Source organism: Mucilaginibacter gossypiicola (genome assembly GCF_900110105.1).
In the GTDB taxonomy this organism is placed as follows: Bacteria; Bacteroidota; Bacteroidia; order Sphingobacteriales; family Sphingobacteriaceae; genus Mucilaginibacter; species Mucilaginibacter gossypiicola.
This window is the reverse complement of the sequence record NZ_FOCL01000008.1, coordinates 93007-109862: the sequence shown is the minus strand read 5'-3', so window position 1 is coordinate 109862 and position 16856 is coordinate 93007. Positions and strand designations below refer to the sequence as shown.

17 protein-coding genes and 1 riboswitch are annotated in these 16856 nt (G+C 42.3%); of the genes, 7 read left to right on the top strand and 10 right to left on the bottom strand.

Going from position 1 to position 16856, the window contains the following annotated elements:
* Positions 1-298 precede the first annotated feature (298 nt).
* A complete protein-coding gene (locus tag BMX50_RS23735) occupies positions 299-502 on the top strand; it encodes a hypothetical protein (protein WP_091215294.1) in 204 nt (67 codons plus the stop codon).
* A 121-nt stretch (positions 503-623) separates the two neighbouring features.
* On the opposite strand, the gene BMX50_RS23730 is transcribed toward BMX50_RS23735, so the two are convergent.
* Complete coding sequence (locus BMX50_RS23730) at positions 624-2372, bottom strand: ABC transporter ATP-binding protein (RefSeq protein ID WP_091216116.1); 1749 nt, start codon at positions 2370-2372, stop codon at positions 624-626.
* A 214-nt stretch (positions 2373-2586) separates the two neighbouring features.
* Positions 2587-3369 (bottom strand): tRNA pseudouridine(38-40) synthase TruA, encoded by a 783-nt coding sequence (truA, locus tag BMX50_RS23725; RefSeq protein WP_091215291.1) that lies wholly within the window; start codon positions 3367-3369, stop codon positions 2587-2589.
* A 129-nt stretch (positions 3370-3498) separates the two neighbouring features.
* Here truA and BMX50_RS23720 point away from each other — a divergent pair, with 129 nt between their 5' ends.
* Together BMX50_RS23720 and BMX50_RS23715 are read left to right on the top strand one after the other, a co-directional pair.
* Positions 3499-3966: a DUF4293 domain-containing protein gene (locus tag BMX50_RS23720; RefSeq protein WP_091215287.1), complete on the top strand. Its 468-nt coding sequence runs from the start codon at positions 3499-3501 to the stop codon at positions 3964-3966.
* Positions 3967-4341: 375 nt separating this feature from the next.
* A complete protein-coding gene (locus BMX50_RS23715) occupies positions 4342-6183 on the top strand; it encodes a DEAD/DEAH box helicase (RefSeq protein WP_091216112.1) in 1842 nt (613 codons plus the stop codon).
* Between the two features lie 238 nt (positions 6184-6421).
* On the opposite strand, the gene BMX50_RS23710 is transcribed toward BMX50_RS23715, so the two are convergent.
* The 3 genes from BMX50_RS23710 to BMX50_RS23700 are packed head-to-tail and all read right to left on the bottom strand — an operon-like array spanning position 6422 to position 8136.
* A complete protein-coding gene (locus tag BMX50_RS23710) occupies positions 6422-6742 on the bottom strand; it encodes a hypothetical protein (protein WP_143065247.1) in 321 nt (106 codons plus the stop codon).
* Positions 6743-6783: 41 nt separating this feature from the next.
* Positions 6784-7095: a hypothetical protein gene (locus BMX50_RS23705; RefSeq protein ID WP_091215277.1), complete on the bottom strand. Its 312-nt coding sequence runs from the start codon at positions 7093-7095 to the stop codon at positions 6784-6786.
* Positions 7096-7128: 33 nt separating this feature from the next.
* On the bottom strand, positions 7129-8136 hold the full coding sequence (locus BMX50_RS23700) for an NAD(P)H-dependent glycerol-3-phosphate dehydrogenase (RefSeq protein ID WP_091215273.1): 1008 nt from the start codon (positions 8134-8136) through the stop codon (positions 7129-7131).
* Between the two features lie 179 nt (positions 8137-8315).
* On the opposite strand from BMX50_RS23700, the gene BMX50_RS34640 reads away from it, so the two are divergent.
* Entirely contained in the window at positions 8316-8486 is a 171-nt protein-coding gene (locus BMX50_RS34640) for a hypothetical protein (RefSeq protein ID WP_167668086.1), read from the top strand.
* Positions 8477-8866, top strand: a complete 390-nt coding sequence (locus BMX50_RS23690; protein ID WP_091215264.1) for a type II toxin-antitoxin system VapC family toxin — start codon at positions 8477-8479, stop codon at positions 8864-8866. Before BMX50_RS34640 ends, BMX50_RS23690 begins: the two co-directional genes overlap by 10 nt.
* A 139-nt stretch (positions 8867-9005) precedes the next feature.
* Here BMX50_RS23690 and BMX50_RS23685 read toward each other — a convergent pair whose 3' ends face one another.
* A complete protein-coding gene (locus BMX50_RS23685) occupies positions 9006-10343 on the bottom strand; it encodes an efflux RND transporter periplasmic adaptor subunit (protein ID WP_091215261.1) in 1338 nt (445 codons plus the stop codon).
* A 36-nt stretch (positions 10344-10379) separates the two neighbouring features.
* A complete protein-coding gene (locus BMX50_RS23680) occupies positions 10380-11825 on the bottom strand; it encodes a TolC family protein (protein ID WP_091215256.1) in 1446 nt (481 codons plus the stop codon).
* Between the two features lie 101 nt (positions 11826-11926).
* Here BMX50_RS23680 and BMX50_RS23675 point away from each other — a divergent pair, with 101 nt between their 5' ends.
* The gene (locus BMX50_RS23675; protein ID WP_091215252.1) at positions 11927-12547 is read left to right on the top strand and encodes a polysaccharide deacetylase family protein; all 621 of its coding nucleotides are present in this window, start codon (positions 11927-11929) and stop codon (positions 12545-12547) included.
* Between the two features lie 162 nt (positions 12548-12709).
* On the top strand, positions 12710-13456 hold the full coding sequence (locus tag BMX50_RS23670) for a class I SAM-dependent methyltransferase (RefSeq protein WP_091215248.1): 747 nt from the start codon (positions 12710-12712) through the stop codon (positions 13454-13456).
* Positions 13457-13460: 4 nt separating this feature from the next.
* On the opposite strand, the gene BMX50_RS23665 is transcribed toward BMX50_RS23670, so the two are convergent.
* From BMX50_RS23665 to bshA, 3 genes are all read right to left on the bottom strand, one after another.
* Entirely contained in the window at positions 13461-14843 is a 1383-nt protein-coding gene (locus tag BMX50_RS23665) for a voltage-gated chloride channel family protein (protein ID WP_091215244.1), read from the bottom strand.
* Positions 14844-14901: 58 nt separating this feature from the next.
* Positions 14902-14966, bottom strand: a riboswitch (Fluoride riboswitch).
* A gap of 339 nt (positions 14967-15305) precedes the next feature.
* A complete protein-coding gene (locus BMX50_RS23660; protein WP_091215242.1) occupies positions 15306-15497 on the bottom strand; it encodes a hypothetical protein in 192 nt (63 codons plus the stop codon).
* A gap of 107 nt (positions 15498-15604) precedes the next feature.
* Positions 15605-16747: an N-acetyl-alpha-D-glucosaminyl L-malate synthase BshA gene (gene bshA / locus BMX50_RS23655; RefSeq protein ID WP_091215239.1), complete on the bottom strand. Its 1143-nt coding sequence runs from the start codon at positions 16745-16747 to the stop codon at positions 15605-15607.
* Positions 16748-16856 lie beyond the last annotated feature (109 nt).

Below are 16856 nucleotides of genomic sequence, written 5' to 3'. Positions count from 1 at the left end.
TAAATATGTTTAATAACTCATTAGCTAAACAGATTTAACATTTATTAACAGCTTACCGTTGATTTTTTTGATTTCGCTGATTGCGTTGATTATTTGTCTGAACTCGAATTAAACGAATTATATAAATTACAGAATTTGTTTTTGCATTCGACAAATTCCTTAATTCAAAAAATTCCGGTTCAGACAAAATCCGCTAAATCATATAAATCCCATCAAATCCTGGTTCAGACAAATTAAACATCAAATTCTGATCTAAATCTGAAGTTAAACAAAGCACCATTGCCGTTGTTATTAAATTATGACAAAGCCAGCAAACGAAAAAGATAAACCTTCACCATCTGATACCCCGACCCACAGGCCAGCCGACGATGGGCATAAAAGTAAGGTACGTAAAGAAGATAAACAATATCATGCCGATAACCCGCATGGAGGCGATATTGCCAAAAAGCATGAAAAAGAAGAGCAGCCGGTTCATTCGGTTAAGAGTGTACCGAAGAAGTGAGATAACTTATTGATATGTCATTGCGAGGAGGAACAACGAAGCAATCGCATACTCTACAGGGCCGCGTTACTTCTGTGCGGTTGCCACGCTTCGCTCGCAATGACATGATTTAATAGTTTATTTACCTCGCAATCCCCGCCGAGTTAAACTGCAGGTCGTACAATTTCCGGTAATGGCCGTTCTCAATTTTAAGTAATTCCTGATGGGTACCCATTTCCATGATTTCGCCGTGGTCAAGTACAATGATCCTGTCGGCATTTTGAATGGTGGATAACCTGTGCGCTATCACTATAGCCGTACGGCCTTCCATTAATTTATTGATGGCATTCTGGATCAGGATCTCTGTTTCAGTATCAACCGATGAAGTTGCTTCATCCAAAACCAAAATTGCCGGATTATAAACCAGCGCACGGATAAATGAAATTAGTTGCGACTGCCCGGCCGAAAGCGTTGAGCCGCGCTCCATCACATTATAATCATAGCCACCGGGTAAACGCTCAATAAAATCGTGTGCCCCCACATCTTTGGCTGCAGCTATAATTTCGTCGCGGGTGATGACCGGGTTATTCAGGCTGATGTTATTAGCGATAGTATCACTAAATAAAAATACATCCTGTATCACAGTGGCTATCTGTGAGCGCAGATAGTTTACGTCATAATCATGAATATCATGTCCATCAACTTTAACGCAGCCTTTGCCTATTTCATAAAAACGGTTCAGGATATTAATGGTTGATGATTTACCCGCACCGGTTGCTCCAACCAAAGCCAGTGTTTCGCCGGGCTTGATGTGGAAGCTGATGTTTTTTAATACCCAGTTTTCATCGTTATAAGCAAACCATACTTTATCAAAGCTGATATCTCCTTGAAGCCTGCCGGTGTGAAGCTTACCGTTATTTTCGGCAACCTCGTCGGTATCCAGTACTTTGAATATCCTGTCGGCCCCAACCATACCCATTTGCAGGGTATTAAACTTATCGGCCAACTGCCTTATTGGCCTGAACAACATATTCAACAATACAATAAAACTGGTGATCAAACCGGGAGTAATTCCTTTACCTGATGCGGAGATTGTTAGCATTTGACTATCAGACAGCATCCGTTTACAACCATACCAAACCAGTAAGCCCATGCATATGGCAAACAAAATTTCCACCACCGGAAAAAAGATAGAATAATACCAATTTGAGCGGATATTGGCGTCGCGGTACTTTTCGTTCACAGCTTTAAACTTGCGCATTTCCTGGTCTTCACGGGCGAAGATCTGGATCACACTGATACCCGAAATATGCTCTGCCAAAAAGGTATTAAGCCTGGCCACCTGGGTACGCACCTCCTGGAACGATGATTTGATAGCCTCCTTAAAAACATATGTTGAAGCAAATAGGAAGGGCATCGGGATAAGGGTAATCAAAGCCAGTTTCCAGTCCTGCCAAAGCATATAACCTATCACGGCAACTACCAACAGCATATCGCCCATAATAGAGATCAATCCCTCCGAAAAAATATCAGCGATAGTTTCCAAATCGGATACCGTACGCGTGATTAGCATACCGATGGGCGTGCGGTCGAAATATTTCAATCTTAAGCTGGTTATGTGATTAAAAATATCGATCCTTAAATCACGGATAACATATTGACCAAGCGCGTTGGTTGAATAGGTTTGGTAATACTGTGCAATGGTTTGTATAATAAGCTGGGTTATCATGAGTTCAACCATAAAAACCAGCCCGTTATAATCATCATTCAAAATGTTAACATCAAGCGTACGCTGAATCAGGATAGGCTGCAGCAAAGCATTGGCAGCGATGAAAATGGTGAGGAAAGTAGCTATAACAAATGTTTTGTTGTAGGGCTTAACGTAATGCATTACCCTACCAAGCAGCTTCCAGTCGAGAGCCTTTCCGGTTACGCCCCCCCCGCCTCCGCCAGCTGGCGGAGATGCAGCTTGTTTGGTTGCTTCGCCATTCGTTGATGTTGAAGTTTCCTGTTTAGTATCTTTTTTCTCTTTAGCCACTATTTCAAAGTTAAAGTATAATTATATATCATCCAATCTCACCCACTCTCCACTATAGTTCCACCCTTCAGGGGGTTAGGGGATACGGATATTTAACCTCCGTCAAATACAGTCCGCAAGCAGGTACGCTTGTACCAGCGTTTGAGCGGTTTTTACTTTCAATAATTTCACGGATACCTTCCGGCTTCAGCTCTTCCCGGCCAATCATCATTAACGTACCTACAATAGCACGTACCATGTTACGCAAAAACCTGTCGGCAGTAATATGGAAAGCAATACCATTATCAGTCTTTACCCATTCGGCACAGGTAATTTTACAGTTATTGGTTTTTACCTGGGTATTTGATTTACTGAAACAGCTAAAATCAATATAGTCCATCATGATAGCCGCCGCCTGGTTCATCAGATCAAGATTTGGCACATCCCGCAACTGCCAGGAAGCTCCCTGTAAAAAAGGATCTTTATTAAAATGGATATGATATTGGTACGAACGCGCTGTAGCATCAAACCGGGCATGCGCATCGGCATGAACGGGAATAACATTTTTTATGGCGATGTCATAAGGGAGCAGGGCGTTGAGCCCCCCCAGCCCCCTGAAGGGGGTGCTTTCCAGTACGCTTACTCCACCTTCAGGGGATAGGGGGGCATCAAAATGCGCAAAGAACTCCTTGGCGTGTACTCCAGTATCTGTACGGCCACAGCCGGTTGTTTCTATAGGCTGGCGCAGTATGGTGCTTAATGCTTTGTTTAGCAGCTCCTGTACGCTTACCGCATTTTGCTGCACCTGCCAACCGTGGTAGGCGGTGCCGTTATAAGCCAGTTCAATAAAATAACGCTGATTGGTGTTCACGACAGCAAAGTTAATAATCTGCCAATGATGACGGGTTCATAATTTGGTCATAGTATTTAAAGGCTGCAACAAATCGGCTACATTCTACAAGCAAAACAATTATATTTGCCCGTATAATAATTAAACATCATGCTTCAACGCATCCAAAGCATTTACCTTTTGTTTGCCAGCCTTGTGCTGTTCGCCCTTTTCTTTTTTCCGCTTGCCCACAACGTTTATATCAACGATAAACCTTCAAGCATTATGGTTACCGGTATTTACCAGGATGTAAACGGCGTACAGCAACATACTCAAACATTTGTGGCACTCACCGCCATAACCGCTATTGTTGCCCTTGTGCCGCTGGTTATCATTTTTCTGTATAAAAACCGCAAGCAGCAAATAGCTTTTTGCTACAGCGCTATATTGGTGCTTATAGGTTACAGCTTTTGGATGGCGCAAACCGTTAAAGGCGCAGCCGGCAGCATCACACTTGATACACACACTATGGGCATTGGCTTGTTCCTGACTTCATTAAGCATAGTATTCATCATTTTTGCGCAAAAAAGCATTAAAAAAGATGAGAAGCTGGTAAAATCGGCTGACAGATTGCGGTAAGCCCAGATTACTGTTAAGTCAATAGTACTAAGCCGGAAGTTACAAGTCTGGCTTTTCTCGTTTCTATACTTATGACTTAGGGCCAAAGACTAAGTTGCATTTGGTGATCCGGATGTAAAAAACAATTGAAAAATTTGGGTTTTCTACGTTAACCAAGGCCTCCTTGTTAAAGAAATGAACCTTAAAAGTTGGCTAAAAAAGCAATTCATATTATGAAATCGTTAATTAACTGGTTTTTTTTCAGTCAATTAGTAGTTTATTTACAATAATACAGCTAAATCTCAACCCGCCTCAACTTACCTATTGGAATTGTAAAACATTAACGCTATCTTTGCGCCCGATTTGACGATGTTGTCAAATTCGTTATTTAAATTCATGAACAACCCATTTATTGAACTGGGAATCCGTCATGATATTGTTAATGCCATCTCTGAGTTAGGATTTGAGAATCCTACACCAATCCAGGAGCAGTCAATCCCGGTATTGTTAACAGGCAGCAACGATTTTGTCGGATTAGCCCAAACCGGGACCGGAAAAACTGCTGCCTTTGGCCTACCATTGTTGGAACTGCTTGATTTCGAAGAAAATCATCCACAGGCACTTGTTTTATGCCCAACGCGCGAACTTTGTTTACAGATCGCGAACGACATTAAGAATTACGCCAAAAAAATGAACAACGTACACGTTGTTGCAGTTTATGGTGGTGCAAGCATTATGGATCAGTTACGCCAGATCAAACGCGGCGTGCAGATCGTAGTAGCTACACCTGGTCGTATGCTTGATATCATAAACCGTAAGGCCATCGACTTTTCGGCTGTGAAGTATGTAGTATTGGATGAGGCTGACGAAATGCTCAACATGGGCTTTCAGGAAGACATTGATAGTATCTTATCTACCACACCCGAAGAGAAAAAAACCTGGCTATTCTCGGCCACCATGCCCGCCGAAGTTAGGCGGATCGCGAAAAAATACATGACCGATCCCTTCGAGCTTACCATGGGTGCAAAAAACACAGGTAATGCCAATATCGAGCATGAGTACTATATAGTACGTGCACGTGACAAGTATGCCGCATTTAAACGTATTGTTGACTTTAACCCTGATATTTTCGGTATCGTATTTTGCCGTACCAAAATTGAAACTCAGGAAATTGCTGAATCACTTATCAAAGACGGCTACAATGCCGATTCATTGCACGGTGACCTTTCACAGCAACAACGTGATAAAGTAATGAAACGCTACCGTGAGCGCAGCCTGCAATTATTAATTGCTACTGACGTTGCAGCACGTGGTATCGACGTTAACGACGTAACACACGTTATTAACTATTCATTACCTGATGAAATTGAAAATTACACTCACCGTAGTGGCCGTACAGCCCGTGCAGGTAAAACAGGTGTATCAATCTCTATCGTAAATGCTAAAGAATTAGGTAAAATTCGCCAGATTGAGCGTGTTATTGGTAAAAAGTTTGTAAAAGCTGAAATCCCAACAGGTTTTGACGTTTGCGAAAAACAATTGTTCTCTATCGTTCACAAAGTACACAATGTTACTGTAAACGAAGAGCAGATTGAACAGTACCTGCCACGCATCTATGAAGAGTTTAAAGATTTCACCAAGGAAGATTTCATTAAACGCTTTGCTTCAATTGAGTTTAACCGTTTCCTTGATTATTACAAAAACGCTCCAGACCTGAACGCTAACATTGAAGAAGGCCGTAACAGGTTTGAAGATCGTGGAGAACGCGGTAACGGCGTACGTGGCAACTTCACCCGTTTATTTATAAACCTGGGTTCGGTTGACGAGTTTAACCGTGGCGATTTGTTAGGTTACATTTGTAACACTACCAAAATAAGCGGCCGTACCGTTGGCAAGATCGACGTTAAAGGTGTGTATTCTTTCTTTGAGGTTCAGAACGAAGATGTTGATAAAGTGATGACCAGCTTCAAAGAAGCAGAATACAAAGGTCGTCCGGTAAGGATCGAGATCTCAGGCGAAGGCACCAGCGAACGTCGTGAAGGCGGATACCGTGGTGGTGACCGCAGAGAAGGCGGATACCGTGGCGGAGATCGCCGTGAAGGTGGATACCGTGGCGGTGACCGTCGTGAAGGCGGATATCGTGGCAACGAGCGCCGCGAGCATAGTAGTGGCGGTGGCTTCCGTGATTTTTCTGGCAAGCCCCGTGAAGACCGTCCGGAACGCAGAAGGAGATTTTAATCCCCCATCATAAAAAAACCACCATGTGCAAAGCATGTGGTGGTTTTCATGAGCTTCCTTTAGTAAGAAGCATTAGTTTTAGTTTAGTTTTGTTAACAAAGCCTTTTAACCGCTGCATACGGGAATAAAGGCTTTTGTTTTATATATAAGTCCGGTCTTTTTCTGGTCATAAGCAAACTTCAACCTATCCATAAAACTTATGAGCTTTCGGCTTTAAGCATTCAGCTTTCAGCCTACATTAACGGCTAAATTCAACAATATCCGAATCCGGATAGCAAAGCGTTAACTTAGTATCCGTAAGCTCCTTGATGCTGAACTTGGTATAAGGCCTGCTACCCTGATATGAGGTGTAAATGGTATCATTTTTCACAAAATAGTCCTCTTTACTGGGTTGCCCGTCATCCATAATAAAATCTTTATCGGTTATTGACAGCTTGGTCGAACCATCTTTTGATTTCCAATTACCTTCCAGCTTTTTGTTTGGTGCCGGAGCGCTGGAACAAGAATAAATCATTAACGTGACTGCACATGCAGCAAACATCGGAACAAACTTTTTCATGACGGATCAGGTTAGAATGGCTTACGCCTTTGTTGAGTTTATTATTGAGCTGGTTTATCTATCAGCTCGGATTTTTTCAGGTAAACACGGTGCCCTTTTTTATTTACATAAAAATAATGCGAATATTTATCGATATAGATAGTTTCGCCATTAGGGCCAACTTTACCGGCATATTTCTTATCAGCTACTGTAGCTGCGCCTTTGGCTGCAATTTCAGATGTTTTATGGCCTATCTTTTTAGTGGTTTTGCTGATCTTACCACCAAGGGTTGAATCTTTATGTGTTTGGGCAAAGCCGGGACTAACCATAAATGTACCGGCGGCAAACAAGGCTATTTTAAACAGATTTTTCATAAGTGACAGTAATTAAGTTTCTTTTAGTAAGAATCAACTCAATTTTTCGGCCAAATTTCTCATTTCTATCACAGGTGAGCGTTTTTGATATAAAATAGCATAAACGGCCTCGCAAATGGGGATGCTTACACCATATTGCTTGTTAACCTCGTGTAGGCAATTTACTGCATAATACCCCTCGGCAACCATATTCATTTCCAGTTGTGCCGATGTTACGGTATACCCTTTACCTATCATATTACCAAAAGTACGGTTACGGCTAAACTGCGAATAAGCGGTAACCAACAGATCACCCAGGTAGGCCGACTCCTTGATATCCCTGTCGATAGGGTGCACTGCGGCCACAAAACGCTCCAGTTCACGAATAGCATTTGATATCAGCACTGCCTGGAAATTATCTCCATAACCTACGCCATGGCAAATACCGCTGGCAATGGCATACACATTTTTTAATACAGCACCGTATTCTGTACCATAGATATCGTCAGAAATATTGGTTTTGATATACCGGGTATTGATCATGCCGGCAAACTGTGCCGCCAGTTCAGTATCGCCCGAAGCGATGGTGAGGTATGATAATTTTTCCAATGCTACTTCCTCAGCATGGCATGGCCCGCTGATCACCATAAAATCGTCAAACGATATATCGTATTTTTGATGAAGAAACTCGGCAATTATCAGGTTTTCGTCGGGTACGATACCTTTTATAGCCGATACTATTTTTTTTCCTTTCAGATCGGCAGCAGTAATATCTTTTAGTGCATCTTTCAAAAAAGCAGCAGGTACGTTGAGCAACACGATGTCTGAAGCCGCAATTAATGGTTTCAGATTCGTTGATATATTCTGTTCGGGAAGTTTGATCGCCACCGAACTTAGGTAATGCGGGTTACGCGCAAACTTTTGCAGATGTTCCACAGCTTCAGCATTACGCATCCACCAAAAAATTTCTTTTTCGGTAGTGTTGTCGATGAGCATTTTAATATTGGCCGTAGCCCAGCTCCCTCCGCCAACAACCGTGATCTTGTTTAATTTTTTATCCATCAATAAATAATAGAAATATCGCTGCCTGGTTTTAATCGGCAAAGCAAATTAATGAAATATTATGCAGATTGGCCACATGACTTTTAGATGCGGGAATTAAGATGAGAATTGATTAAATTTGTATAACAGCGATTTGAAACATGACAACAGTAACCGTAGATATAATAAATGAAAAGGCCATGAAGCTTCTGGAAGACATGGAACTTCTTCAGTTGATCCGGGTACATACCGAAACTAAGGAATACTTCAAAAATAAAAATTGGATTGCTAAATATAAGGGAGCAATGACTAAACAGCCGTTACCCGAAGTTGACGCCCAATTGAAAGAATTGAGAGACGGATGGGAATAACTTATCTTTGGGATAGTAATACAGCAATCTATTTCCTGCAAAAACAATTTCCTCCTGTAACAGAAAAGCTTATTGAGGGATTATTAACAGAAAGTCTTCCAACAATATCAGCAATTACCGAGATTGAATTACTTTGCTGGAAAACAACTTCTGATGCTGATCGCCAACTGCTGGCAGATTTCATTAACGACGTAACTATCTTCGAACTCGAAAAAGCAGTAAAGCTTAAGACTGCAGAAATCCGCAAAACAAATCGCATAAAACTTCCTGACGCAATAATTGCTGCGACAGCATTAGTTCATGAACTTACACTTGTCACAAGGAATATTAAGGATTTTGATCAAATCAGAGGATTAAAAGTCATTAATCCGTGGGCCTGATATTGCGATAGACACCTCTTTTCCGTCACGGGGTACGCTATCGCTAAACCCGCGGCAGTTAAAACAAAAACGCCCGGCTTTCGCCGGGCGCTAAATTCTAATTCCTCATCTGCATATTTAAAATCTGCACATCTAAAAGTTACTTGGTATTGTCAGCGTTAAACAGTTTTGATTTATCTACTTTCTGAACCATTTGTCCGTCGCTAAGCGTTTTTGAAATGGCCGAATATGGAGCTGATACAACTTCTTCTCCTCCTTTTAAACCGGATAACACCTGGATATAGCTATCGTTCTGAATACCTGTGGTCACTTGTACCTGTTTCAACTTACCCGCGTTTAGCACAAATACATACTCTTTAGCTACCGGACTGATCTGAGGTTTGCTCTTATCGTCATCAGCTTTCGGCGGACCATTCTCTTCTTTCTTTTCCTCGCGGGTGGTTACCGACTGGATTGGAACTGATAACGCTTTGGCCGAATTGGTGCTGATATCAACGGTAGCCGTTAATCCGGGGCGGAAAGGAGACGGGTTATCGGCTGTTTTCTTTAACAGTGCGGCATATGATTCCGCATTGATCCTCACCTTTACGGTGAAGTTTGTTACCTGGTCGGCAGATGTACCTACCACGTTCGCCGAGCTACCTATTTCAGTTACTACACCGGTAAATTTCTTTCCTAAAAATGCATCCACCTCAATTTTTGACGAATCGCCAAGAGAAATCCTGTTAATGTCATTTTCATTCACATCAACATTCACATCCATTTTGCTCAAATCGGAGATGGTCATGATTTCGGTACCGGCAAACTGCTGGGTACCTAAAACACGTTCACCTTTTTCGACAGATAGTTTTGAAACTACACCATCAACCGGCGAGTAAATGGTAGTTTTCGCCAGGTTATCCTGAGCTTCCTTAACCGATGCCTGTGATTGAGCTAAACCATATTGTGAGCCAACCACGTTTTGTTTAGCAGCCTCAAGCGATGCTTTAGCACCTTCATATGCTGCTTTTGCATTTTCAAATTCTGAAATGGTTAACACTTTTTTGTCGTAAAGCTCTTTACTGCGTTTGTAAATACCTGCCTGGTTAGCATAAGTAGCTTCAGCTTGTTTAAGCATTTGGCTTGAATTACCTACACTGGCCTTTTGAGTATTGTATGATGCGATAGCACGGTCATAACCTGATTTTAAAATGTCGGGCCGGATCTTGCAAAGCAGCTGGCCTTTTTTAACCACATCACCCTCTTTAATGGGCAGCTCAACCACCTCGCCCGATACTTCGGGGCTTATCTTAACCTCAACATGCGGTTTGATCTTTCCGCTGGCCGATACTGTTTCGTTTATTTCACGTGTTTCGGCCTTTTCGGTAGCTACCTGGGTTAGCGCGGGCTTACCTATAAGGCCCGTTACCTTGGCAATGATCAGCAGGACAATCAGTGCTCCAAGACCTATCAGAATATATTTAGTAGTTTTTCCCATGACGGTGAATTTGGATATTTTACGGTTAAGATTTTATTAAAGTGTTATAGGGTTGCCTAAATAATAGTCAATGACTTTGCTCCTGAAAATCACCTGGTATTGTGCCTCTATCATATCAAACTGCGATTTGTTGAGGTTGGTTAATGAGGTGTTATAATCAAGCGAGTTAACCAAACCTACAGTATAGCGTTGCTGTATAATATTAAAAGCATCTTTATTGGCATTGTAGGTTTGCGTTGCAGATGCGTAACGCTTATCAGCAGCCTGCAAGTCCCATACGGCCTGGTAAATGATCTTGCTCAGGTTATTTCGGGCCAATTGCGCTGTCACTTCGGCGTTTTGATTCTGTAATTTTGCCTTCCTTACAGCAGTGCGCGAAAGGAACCTGTTGAAAATAGGAATTTGCAAGCTCACCCCTACCGACTGGTTAAAGTTATCACTCAACTGCCTGAAGAACGGGTTGCTTTTATAGCCTACTTTATAATTAGGCACTACAACAGCCTGTTGCGAATTTTGCACAAAACCAACGGTATCAAATTTACCCGTTGGTGTAACACCGAAAGGCGTGTTCTTGGCATCAGAAAAATATGAACCGGCAGCACCAAACAACACTACTGCTGGATAATAATTACCTCTTGCTATTTTAACACCCTGTGCGGCTGCTTTTTGACGCTGTTCGGCCAATAGCACATCAGGGTTTACGGCCAGAGCTGTTTTTACAACCTCCTGTGCGTCATATATAGTTTTAACATTATTCAGCTTACTAATGTCGGGCCTTTCAACTTTAATATCAGTGCCTGGATCCATTTCCATATATTGCTTTAAGGTCAATAATGATTGCTCCAATTGATTTTCGGCGTTGGTATAGTTTAGATCATTGGTCGATAACTGCGCTTTGGCCTGCGAGAGATCGGCAAGGGTTTGGTTACCTACATCAAAACTTTTTTGAGCTCGATCTAAAGCTATTTTCGATACATCAATTTGTTGCTGAGCGGCTGTTACCAAATCCTGGTTGGTAAGTACCAGCAGGTAAGTTGTAACCACATTCAATATCAGATCGTTTTTTACTTTGGCCACGTTGGTTTTATCGGCATCAAGTAAAATCTTATTCTGAATCACCGTATTACGTAACTGCCCGCCCTGAAACAGGGTTACCTGCGAGGTAAAGTTACCGTTAACCGCCAAGATGCGCTGATTACTGAACTGGTTGGTTGAAGGGTCGATATTACGGCCAAAATTAAATGATCCCTGCGGACTTACTGCTAAATTAGGCAGCTGGTTATATTTCGACTGCTTAAGGTCTTCGTTGGTAACGGCTGCTGTAAACTCGGCTTGTTTAATGGTAAGGTTGCGTTCAAGGGCAAGATCTACCGCTTTTTGCAAGCCTATTACTTCCTGCGCGGCGGCATTAAAGCCGCATACCGAAAATATAATTGTGCAAATGAGCGTTGCTTTAACTGATAGTAATAATTTTAGTTTCATAAGGTTTTTCTATACAATGGTAAGCAACTGTTCATTACATTGCAGTGTTTATTTTTGTTAAATGTTGTTAATAGGGATAAAACACAAACTACTTCATTTGTATGTACCTGGTTAAAACCCCGTGGCTGCTTAAAAAGCTTTACCCCCAACTTATCTGGGATATAAACTCAACTGACCGTTGCATTTATCTCACTTTTGACGACGGCCCTATACCAATTGTTACACCGGCTGTATTAAATATTTTAAAACAATACAATGCCAAAGCCACCTTTTTTTGTATTGGCGACAATGTACGCAAACACCCTGATATTTTTGAACTTGTAAAGGCAGACGGCCATGCCATTGGCAACCATACGTTCAATCACCTTAAAGGCTGGAAAACCGACACTCAAACCTATCTTGATAATTTTTTACAGGCTGATAAATTACTGGATACCCCACTCTTTCGTCCCCCTTATGGGCGAATAAAAAGGTCGCAGGCCAGCGCGTTAAAGGCGGCCAAACCCGATCTCAATATTTTTATGTGGGATGTGCTCAGCGGCGATTTTGATATGGCCCTTAAACCCGAAGATTGCTTAAACGGTGTATTAAAACATACCGAACCAGGATCGATGGTAGTATTTCATGACAGCATCAAAGCTTTTAAACGATTGGAGTATGTGCTGCCGCGAGCTTTGGAGGTTTGGAGTAAGGAAGGGTATAGTTTTAAGAGTTTGCAGTAAGCAGCTTTCAGTGGGCAGTACTTGGTTAGCTTTGGCAGTGCGCTGTTGGTAACTGTAAGTTGTTAAACATTTCCGTATTATTAAATACTGCTTACTATACATGAAAACTGCCAACTGAACACGGCCTGCTGAATACTGCCTACTTTTTATACATTTGCACCCATGAGCAACGAACTCACCGACAAGGCATTTTGGGCCGGTTACTGGGAATCAAAAAAAGATCTGGCTTTCAATGTGCCGGCTAATTATACTTTTCATAAGCTGCTAAAAAACATTACAGATGTTAACAAACCAACATCAGCTATTGAGCTTGGTGGCTTCCCGGGTTATTTTGCCATTTTTTTGAAGAAATATTTCAGGCTAAAAACCACCCTGTTTGATTTCTATGTTCACCCTAAAGTTTTGAAGGATGTGCTGGACGCCAATCAGCTTGGCGACAAGGACATTGCCGTTATTGAAGGCGACCTGTTCAAATATCAACCCGAAACCGAATATGACCTGGTACTTTCATGCGGATTGATTGAGCACTTTAACGATACCAAAGGCATCATTGAAAAACACCTTTCCTTTCTAAAACCGGGAGGCACCCTATTCATTACCCTACCCAATTTCACAGGCGTTAATGGCTGGGTGCAACGCAATTACGACCTTAATAACTACGAAAAGCACAACATCAGCAGCATGAACCCAGCTCTGCTGGCAGGCTATTGTAAAGAACTTGGGTTAAAAAATATTGAGGCATATTATTACGGCAAATTCTCGGTTTGGCTGGAAGATAAGGCTAACAAGCCCGCCATTGCTAAAGCTATCACCAAACTGGTTTGGGTGGCAGGCAAGGTTTTCACCAAAATCATCCCGGTTGAATCAAAACTTTTGTCGCCTTATATCGTAGTTACCGCTACTAAGTAGCCCTTCAATCGTTTCCTTTTAAAGGGCTGTATTTTGCCAGTTTCTGATATAGATAACTACGCTTTTTCATCGCTTCTGACAGTGTTTTATCATCAGCAGGATCATCACTGAGCTTAGTGACGCCGATTCTTTGCGAGCCATAGATACCTGTATGCCCGCTGAAAAGATAAGCGGTAAAGCAGGCCACAGCAAACAGCAAGGCATGTTCGCCACCAAAAAGCTCTATCCCCATAAATGTGCAGGCCAGCGGTGTATTGGTTGCCCCCGCAAAAACGGCTATAAAACCCAAAGCAGCAAATAAACTAACAGGAGCATCAAGCAAGCCGGATAGCGTATTGCCCAAAGTAGCACCGATATAAAACAAGGGAGTTACCTCACCACCTTTAAAACCCGTGCCCAGTGTTACCGTAGTATAAATGGTTTTCCAGAGCCAGCTCCAGGTATCGGCACCGCCGGCATGAAAAGCTGATGGGATGGTAACGGCGCCCAGGTGTTCGGCATCTACGCCTAAACTTAAATAGTCGGGCTTCCCGTTAATATAAGTAAGGGTTATAATGATAAGGCCGCCGATAAAAGGAATAAGCCAAGGTGTTTTTATGTATTTGGTAAAAAAGCTTTTTATACTATGTACCATTTTTGCGAACAGGTAACTGGCCAGTCCGAAAGCTATTGATGCTACTATTGTTTTCATGATCATCAACAAATCGGTTGAGACATAGCCAGAAAACCAGTGCGGAATAACCGGGATAATATCGATATGGTAAGGCGTATGATGAACGCCCCAGGCTGCTACCGTAACGTCGCCAACGATACCTGCAATAAGGCAGGGTAGTAAGGCATTATATTGTACCCGGCCAATGGTTAGTACTTCCATGGCAAAAACTGCGCCTGTTAGTGGCGTACCAAACACAGCACCAAAACCCGCAGCTATACCTGCGGTAAGTACTGTTTGCGTGTCAGCATCATTCAACTTTAGCCATTTGCCTATCATTTGGGCTAAGCTGCCGCCCATTTGTACTGCCGTACCCTCACGCCCAGCCGAACCGCCAAACAAGTGAGTTATTATGGTAGTAATCAGCACTAATGGGGCCATGCGTTTTGGAACTCCGCCGCCGGGATTATGGATCTCGTCAATAATCAAATTACTCCCCTTTTCGGCAGAGCCGCCAAAAAGCTTATAGATAAAAAAGATAGCGATACCAGCCAGCGGCAACAGGTACAACAGCCAGTTGTGCGCAAACCTAAAATGAATGGCCCAACTCAATAGCCACAGGAACAAAGCCACCGCACTACCAATAACTATAGCTATAGGAATGATAATGGCCGTCCACCGGAGGGCGTTTTTAAGGATTGCGAAATGTTGAGAAGAAAAAAGTTGATTTTGCATACTGATGATATTTATTTACCCACAAAAAATTAGCACAGGACAAAATCCTGTGAGTTAATTATCTGTAGGCGCCATCAGCTTTTCAGGGCGGTTAAGTAGGAAGACACCATTTCCTTTTTGTGAATGCTAAGATAGGTTTCTTTTGTTAAAAATAAAATACGGAAATTTCGCTTTAAACAATGGACTTCATTCCGAGCCAAAGTAATTGTTCCTCTAATGAAAAAAAGTAAGGGGTTGTGCGATTCCCCTCTTGAGAGGGGCGGAGGGGTGTGTTCCTACGCTTTGCTTATCGATTGCAGCCCCCCCCCCTGCTACCGCTCATTCCTCCGCGCCCCCTCTCAAGAGGGGATTTCAAATTCTACATCCTATTTCTCTAAAACAAAATAGCCTTACTTAGCACGTATGCATGAGTAAGGCTATTTTTCCAGGTCGGGTTGAACCGACCGGCTCAAGTTATTCTACTTAAGCAATGCTTAGTGTTTCCACATCCTTCAGAGCCAGAAGCATTAATTTACCCTGGTATTCCACCCAGATGTCGGCGAAACTATTCTCATCGTACCCCATAAATTTTAATGGATGACCTATATGCAGGTTTTTCCATTTCTTTCCGATGTACTTAAGGAGTTGTCCGCTTTTTAGTGTGTGCTTTGCCATAAGTTTTAACTTTTAGGAGTGAAAAACTAAATTAATTAACGAAATCGATAAAATTTAACTTTTAAAGAATATTTCTTGAATTGTATCAGGTTTATTACAACTGTTGGTTAAACAGCCTTAGCTTTGCTTTGCTCAATTACCTCAAGGTAAAAGTTTTCGTATTTAGGCAAAATACTGGCCAATTCAAACTCCTTAGCGCGTGCCAGTGCATTTTCTTTAAATTTAGCTAAACGTTCTTCATCTTCCAAAATAAATATTGCTTTTTCTGCCATACCGTCCACATCTCCAGGCTCTTTCAAAAAGCCGGTTAATCCGTCAACATTTAACTCGGGCAAACCACCTGCATTGCTGCTGATCACAGGTACTTTACAAGCCATAGCTTCAAGCGCCGCCAAACCAAAACTTTCTGATTGTGATGGCATCAGGAACAGGTCAGACACAGAAAGTATTTCTTCAACAGCATCCTGCTTACCTAAAAAGCGCACATTATCGGTAACACCCAAATCACGGCAAAGCTGCTCGCACATGGAACGCTCAGGACCATCACCTACCATTAATAGTTTTGAGGGGATCTTTTTGATCACCTTGGCAAATATCTTCACTACATCTTCGGTACGTTTTACCTTACGGAAGTTGGAGGTATGCACCAATATCTTTTCGCCCGAGGGGGCAATGGCTTTCTTAAAATGATCTTTTGGCTTAAGGCTGAACCTGGTAAGATCGATAAAGTTAGGGATCACGAGGATCTCTTTCTTAATATCAAAAAACTTGTAGGTATCGTCTTTAAGGTTTTGCGATACTGCAGTTACACCGTCGCTCTGATTGATGGAAAAAGTAACAACAGGTTTAAATGTACGGTCTTTACCAACCAGTGTAATATCGGTACCGTGCAGCGTAGTTACTACCGGTATGTATATGCCATAGGTCATTAATATCTGCTTGGCCATAAACGCAGCCGAAGCATGAGGTATAGCATAGTGTACGTGCAATACATCCAACTGCTCATGGCGCACCACATCAACCAGTCTGCTTGCCAGCGCCAGTTCATATGGCGGGAAATCAAACAGTGGATAGTTGGAAACCGAAACTTCGTGATAGAACAGGTTTTCGGAAAAGAGATCCAACCGGGCCGGCTGGTTATAGGTCACAAAATGTACCTGGTGACCGCGGTCGGCAAGGGCTTTACCAAGTTCAGTGGCAACAACCCCGCTTCCGCCAAAGGTTGGGTAACAAACAATTCCGATTTTCATTAATATGAATATGTTTTAATTGGTGCAAGTTTAACTGCAATTTACATCAAATGTGTTAAGGCTGTGTAAAATGATGGCCGGATGATAATATCGCTTAACAGCCTCACAA

Bases quoted from the DNA above. Each gene is read 5' to 3' on its own strand.
- BMX50_RS23735 (WP_091215294.1), top strand. From the start codon at position 299: ATGACAAAGCCAGCAAACGAAAAAGATAAACCTTCACCATCTGATACC.
- BMX50_RS23730 (WP_091216116.1), bottom strand. From the start codon at position 2,372: ATGCATTACGTTAAGCCCTACAACAAAACATTTGTTATAGCTACTTTC.
- BMX50_RS23720 (WP_091215287.1), top strand. From the start codon at position 3,499: ATGCTTCAACGCATCCAAAGCATTTACCTTTTGTTTGCCAGCCTTGTG.
- BMX50_RS23715 (WP_091216112.1), top strand. From the start codon at position 4,342: ATGAACAACCCATTTATTGAACTGGGAATCCGTCATGATATTGTTAAT.
- BMX50_RS23710 (WP_143065247.1), bottom strand. From the start codon at position 6,742: ATGAAAAAGTTTGTTCCGATGTTTGCTGCATGTGCAGTCACGTTAATG.
- BMX50_RS23705 (WP_091215277.1), bottom strand. From the start codon at position 7,095: ATGAAAAATCTGTTTAAAATAGCCTTGTTTGCCGCCGGTACATTTATG.
- BMX50_RS23700 (WP_091215273.1), bottom strand. From the start codon at position 8,136: ATGGATAAAAAATTAAACAAGATCACGGTTGTTGGCGGAGGGAGCTGG.
- BMX50_RS34640 (WP_167668086.1), top strand. From the start codon at position 8,316: ATGAAGCTTCTGGAAGACATGGAACTTCTTCAGTTGATCCGGGTACAT.
- BMX50_RS23690 (WP_091215264.1), top strand. From the start codon at position 8,477: ATGGGAATAACTTATCTTTGGGATAGTAATACAGCAATCTATTTCCTG.
- BMX50_RS23685 (WP_091215261.1), bottom strand. From the start codon at position 10,343: ATGGGAAAAACTACTAAATATATTCTGATAGGTCTTGGAGCACTGATT.
- BMX50_RS23680 (WP_091215256.1), bottom strand. From the start codon at position 11,825: ATGAAACTAAAATTATTACTATCAGTTAAAGCAACGCTCATTTGCACA.
- BMX50_RS23675 (WP_091215252.1), top strand. From the start codon at position 11,927: ATGTACCTGGTTAAAACCCCGTGGCTGCTTAAAAAGCTTTACCCCCAA.
- BMX50_RS23670 (WP_091215248.1), top strand. From the start codon at position 12,710: ATGAGCAACGAACTCACCGACAAGGCATTTTGGGCCGGTTACTGGGAA.
- BMX50_RS23665 (WP_091215244.1), bottom strand. From the start codon at position 14,843: ATGCAAAATCAACTTTTTTCTTCTCAACATTTCGCAATCCTTAAAAAC.
- BMX50_RS23660 (WP_091215242.1), bottom strand. From the start codon at position 15,497: ATGGCAAAGCACACACTAAAAAGCGGACAACTCCTTAAGTACATCGGA.
- bshA (WP_091215239.1), bottom strand. From the start codon at position 16,747: ATGAAAATCGGAATTGTTTGTTACCCAACCTTTGGCGGAAGCGGGGTT.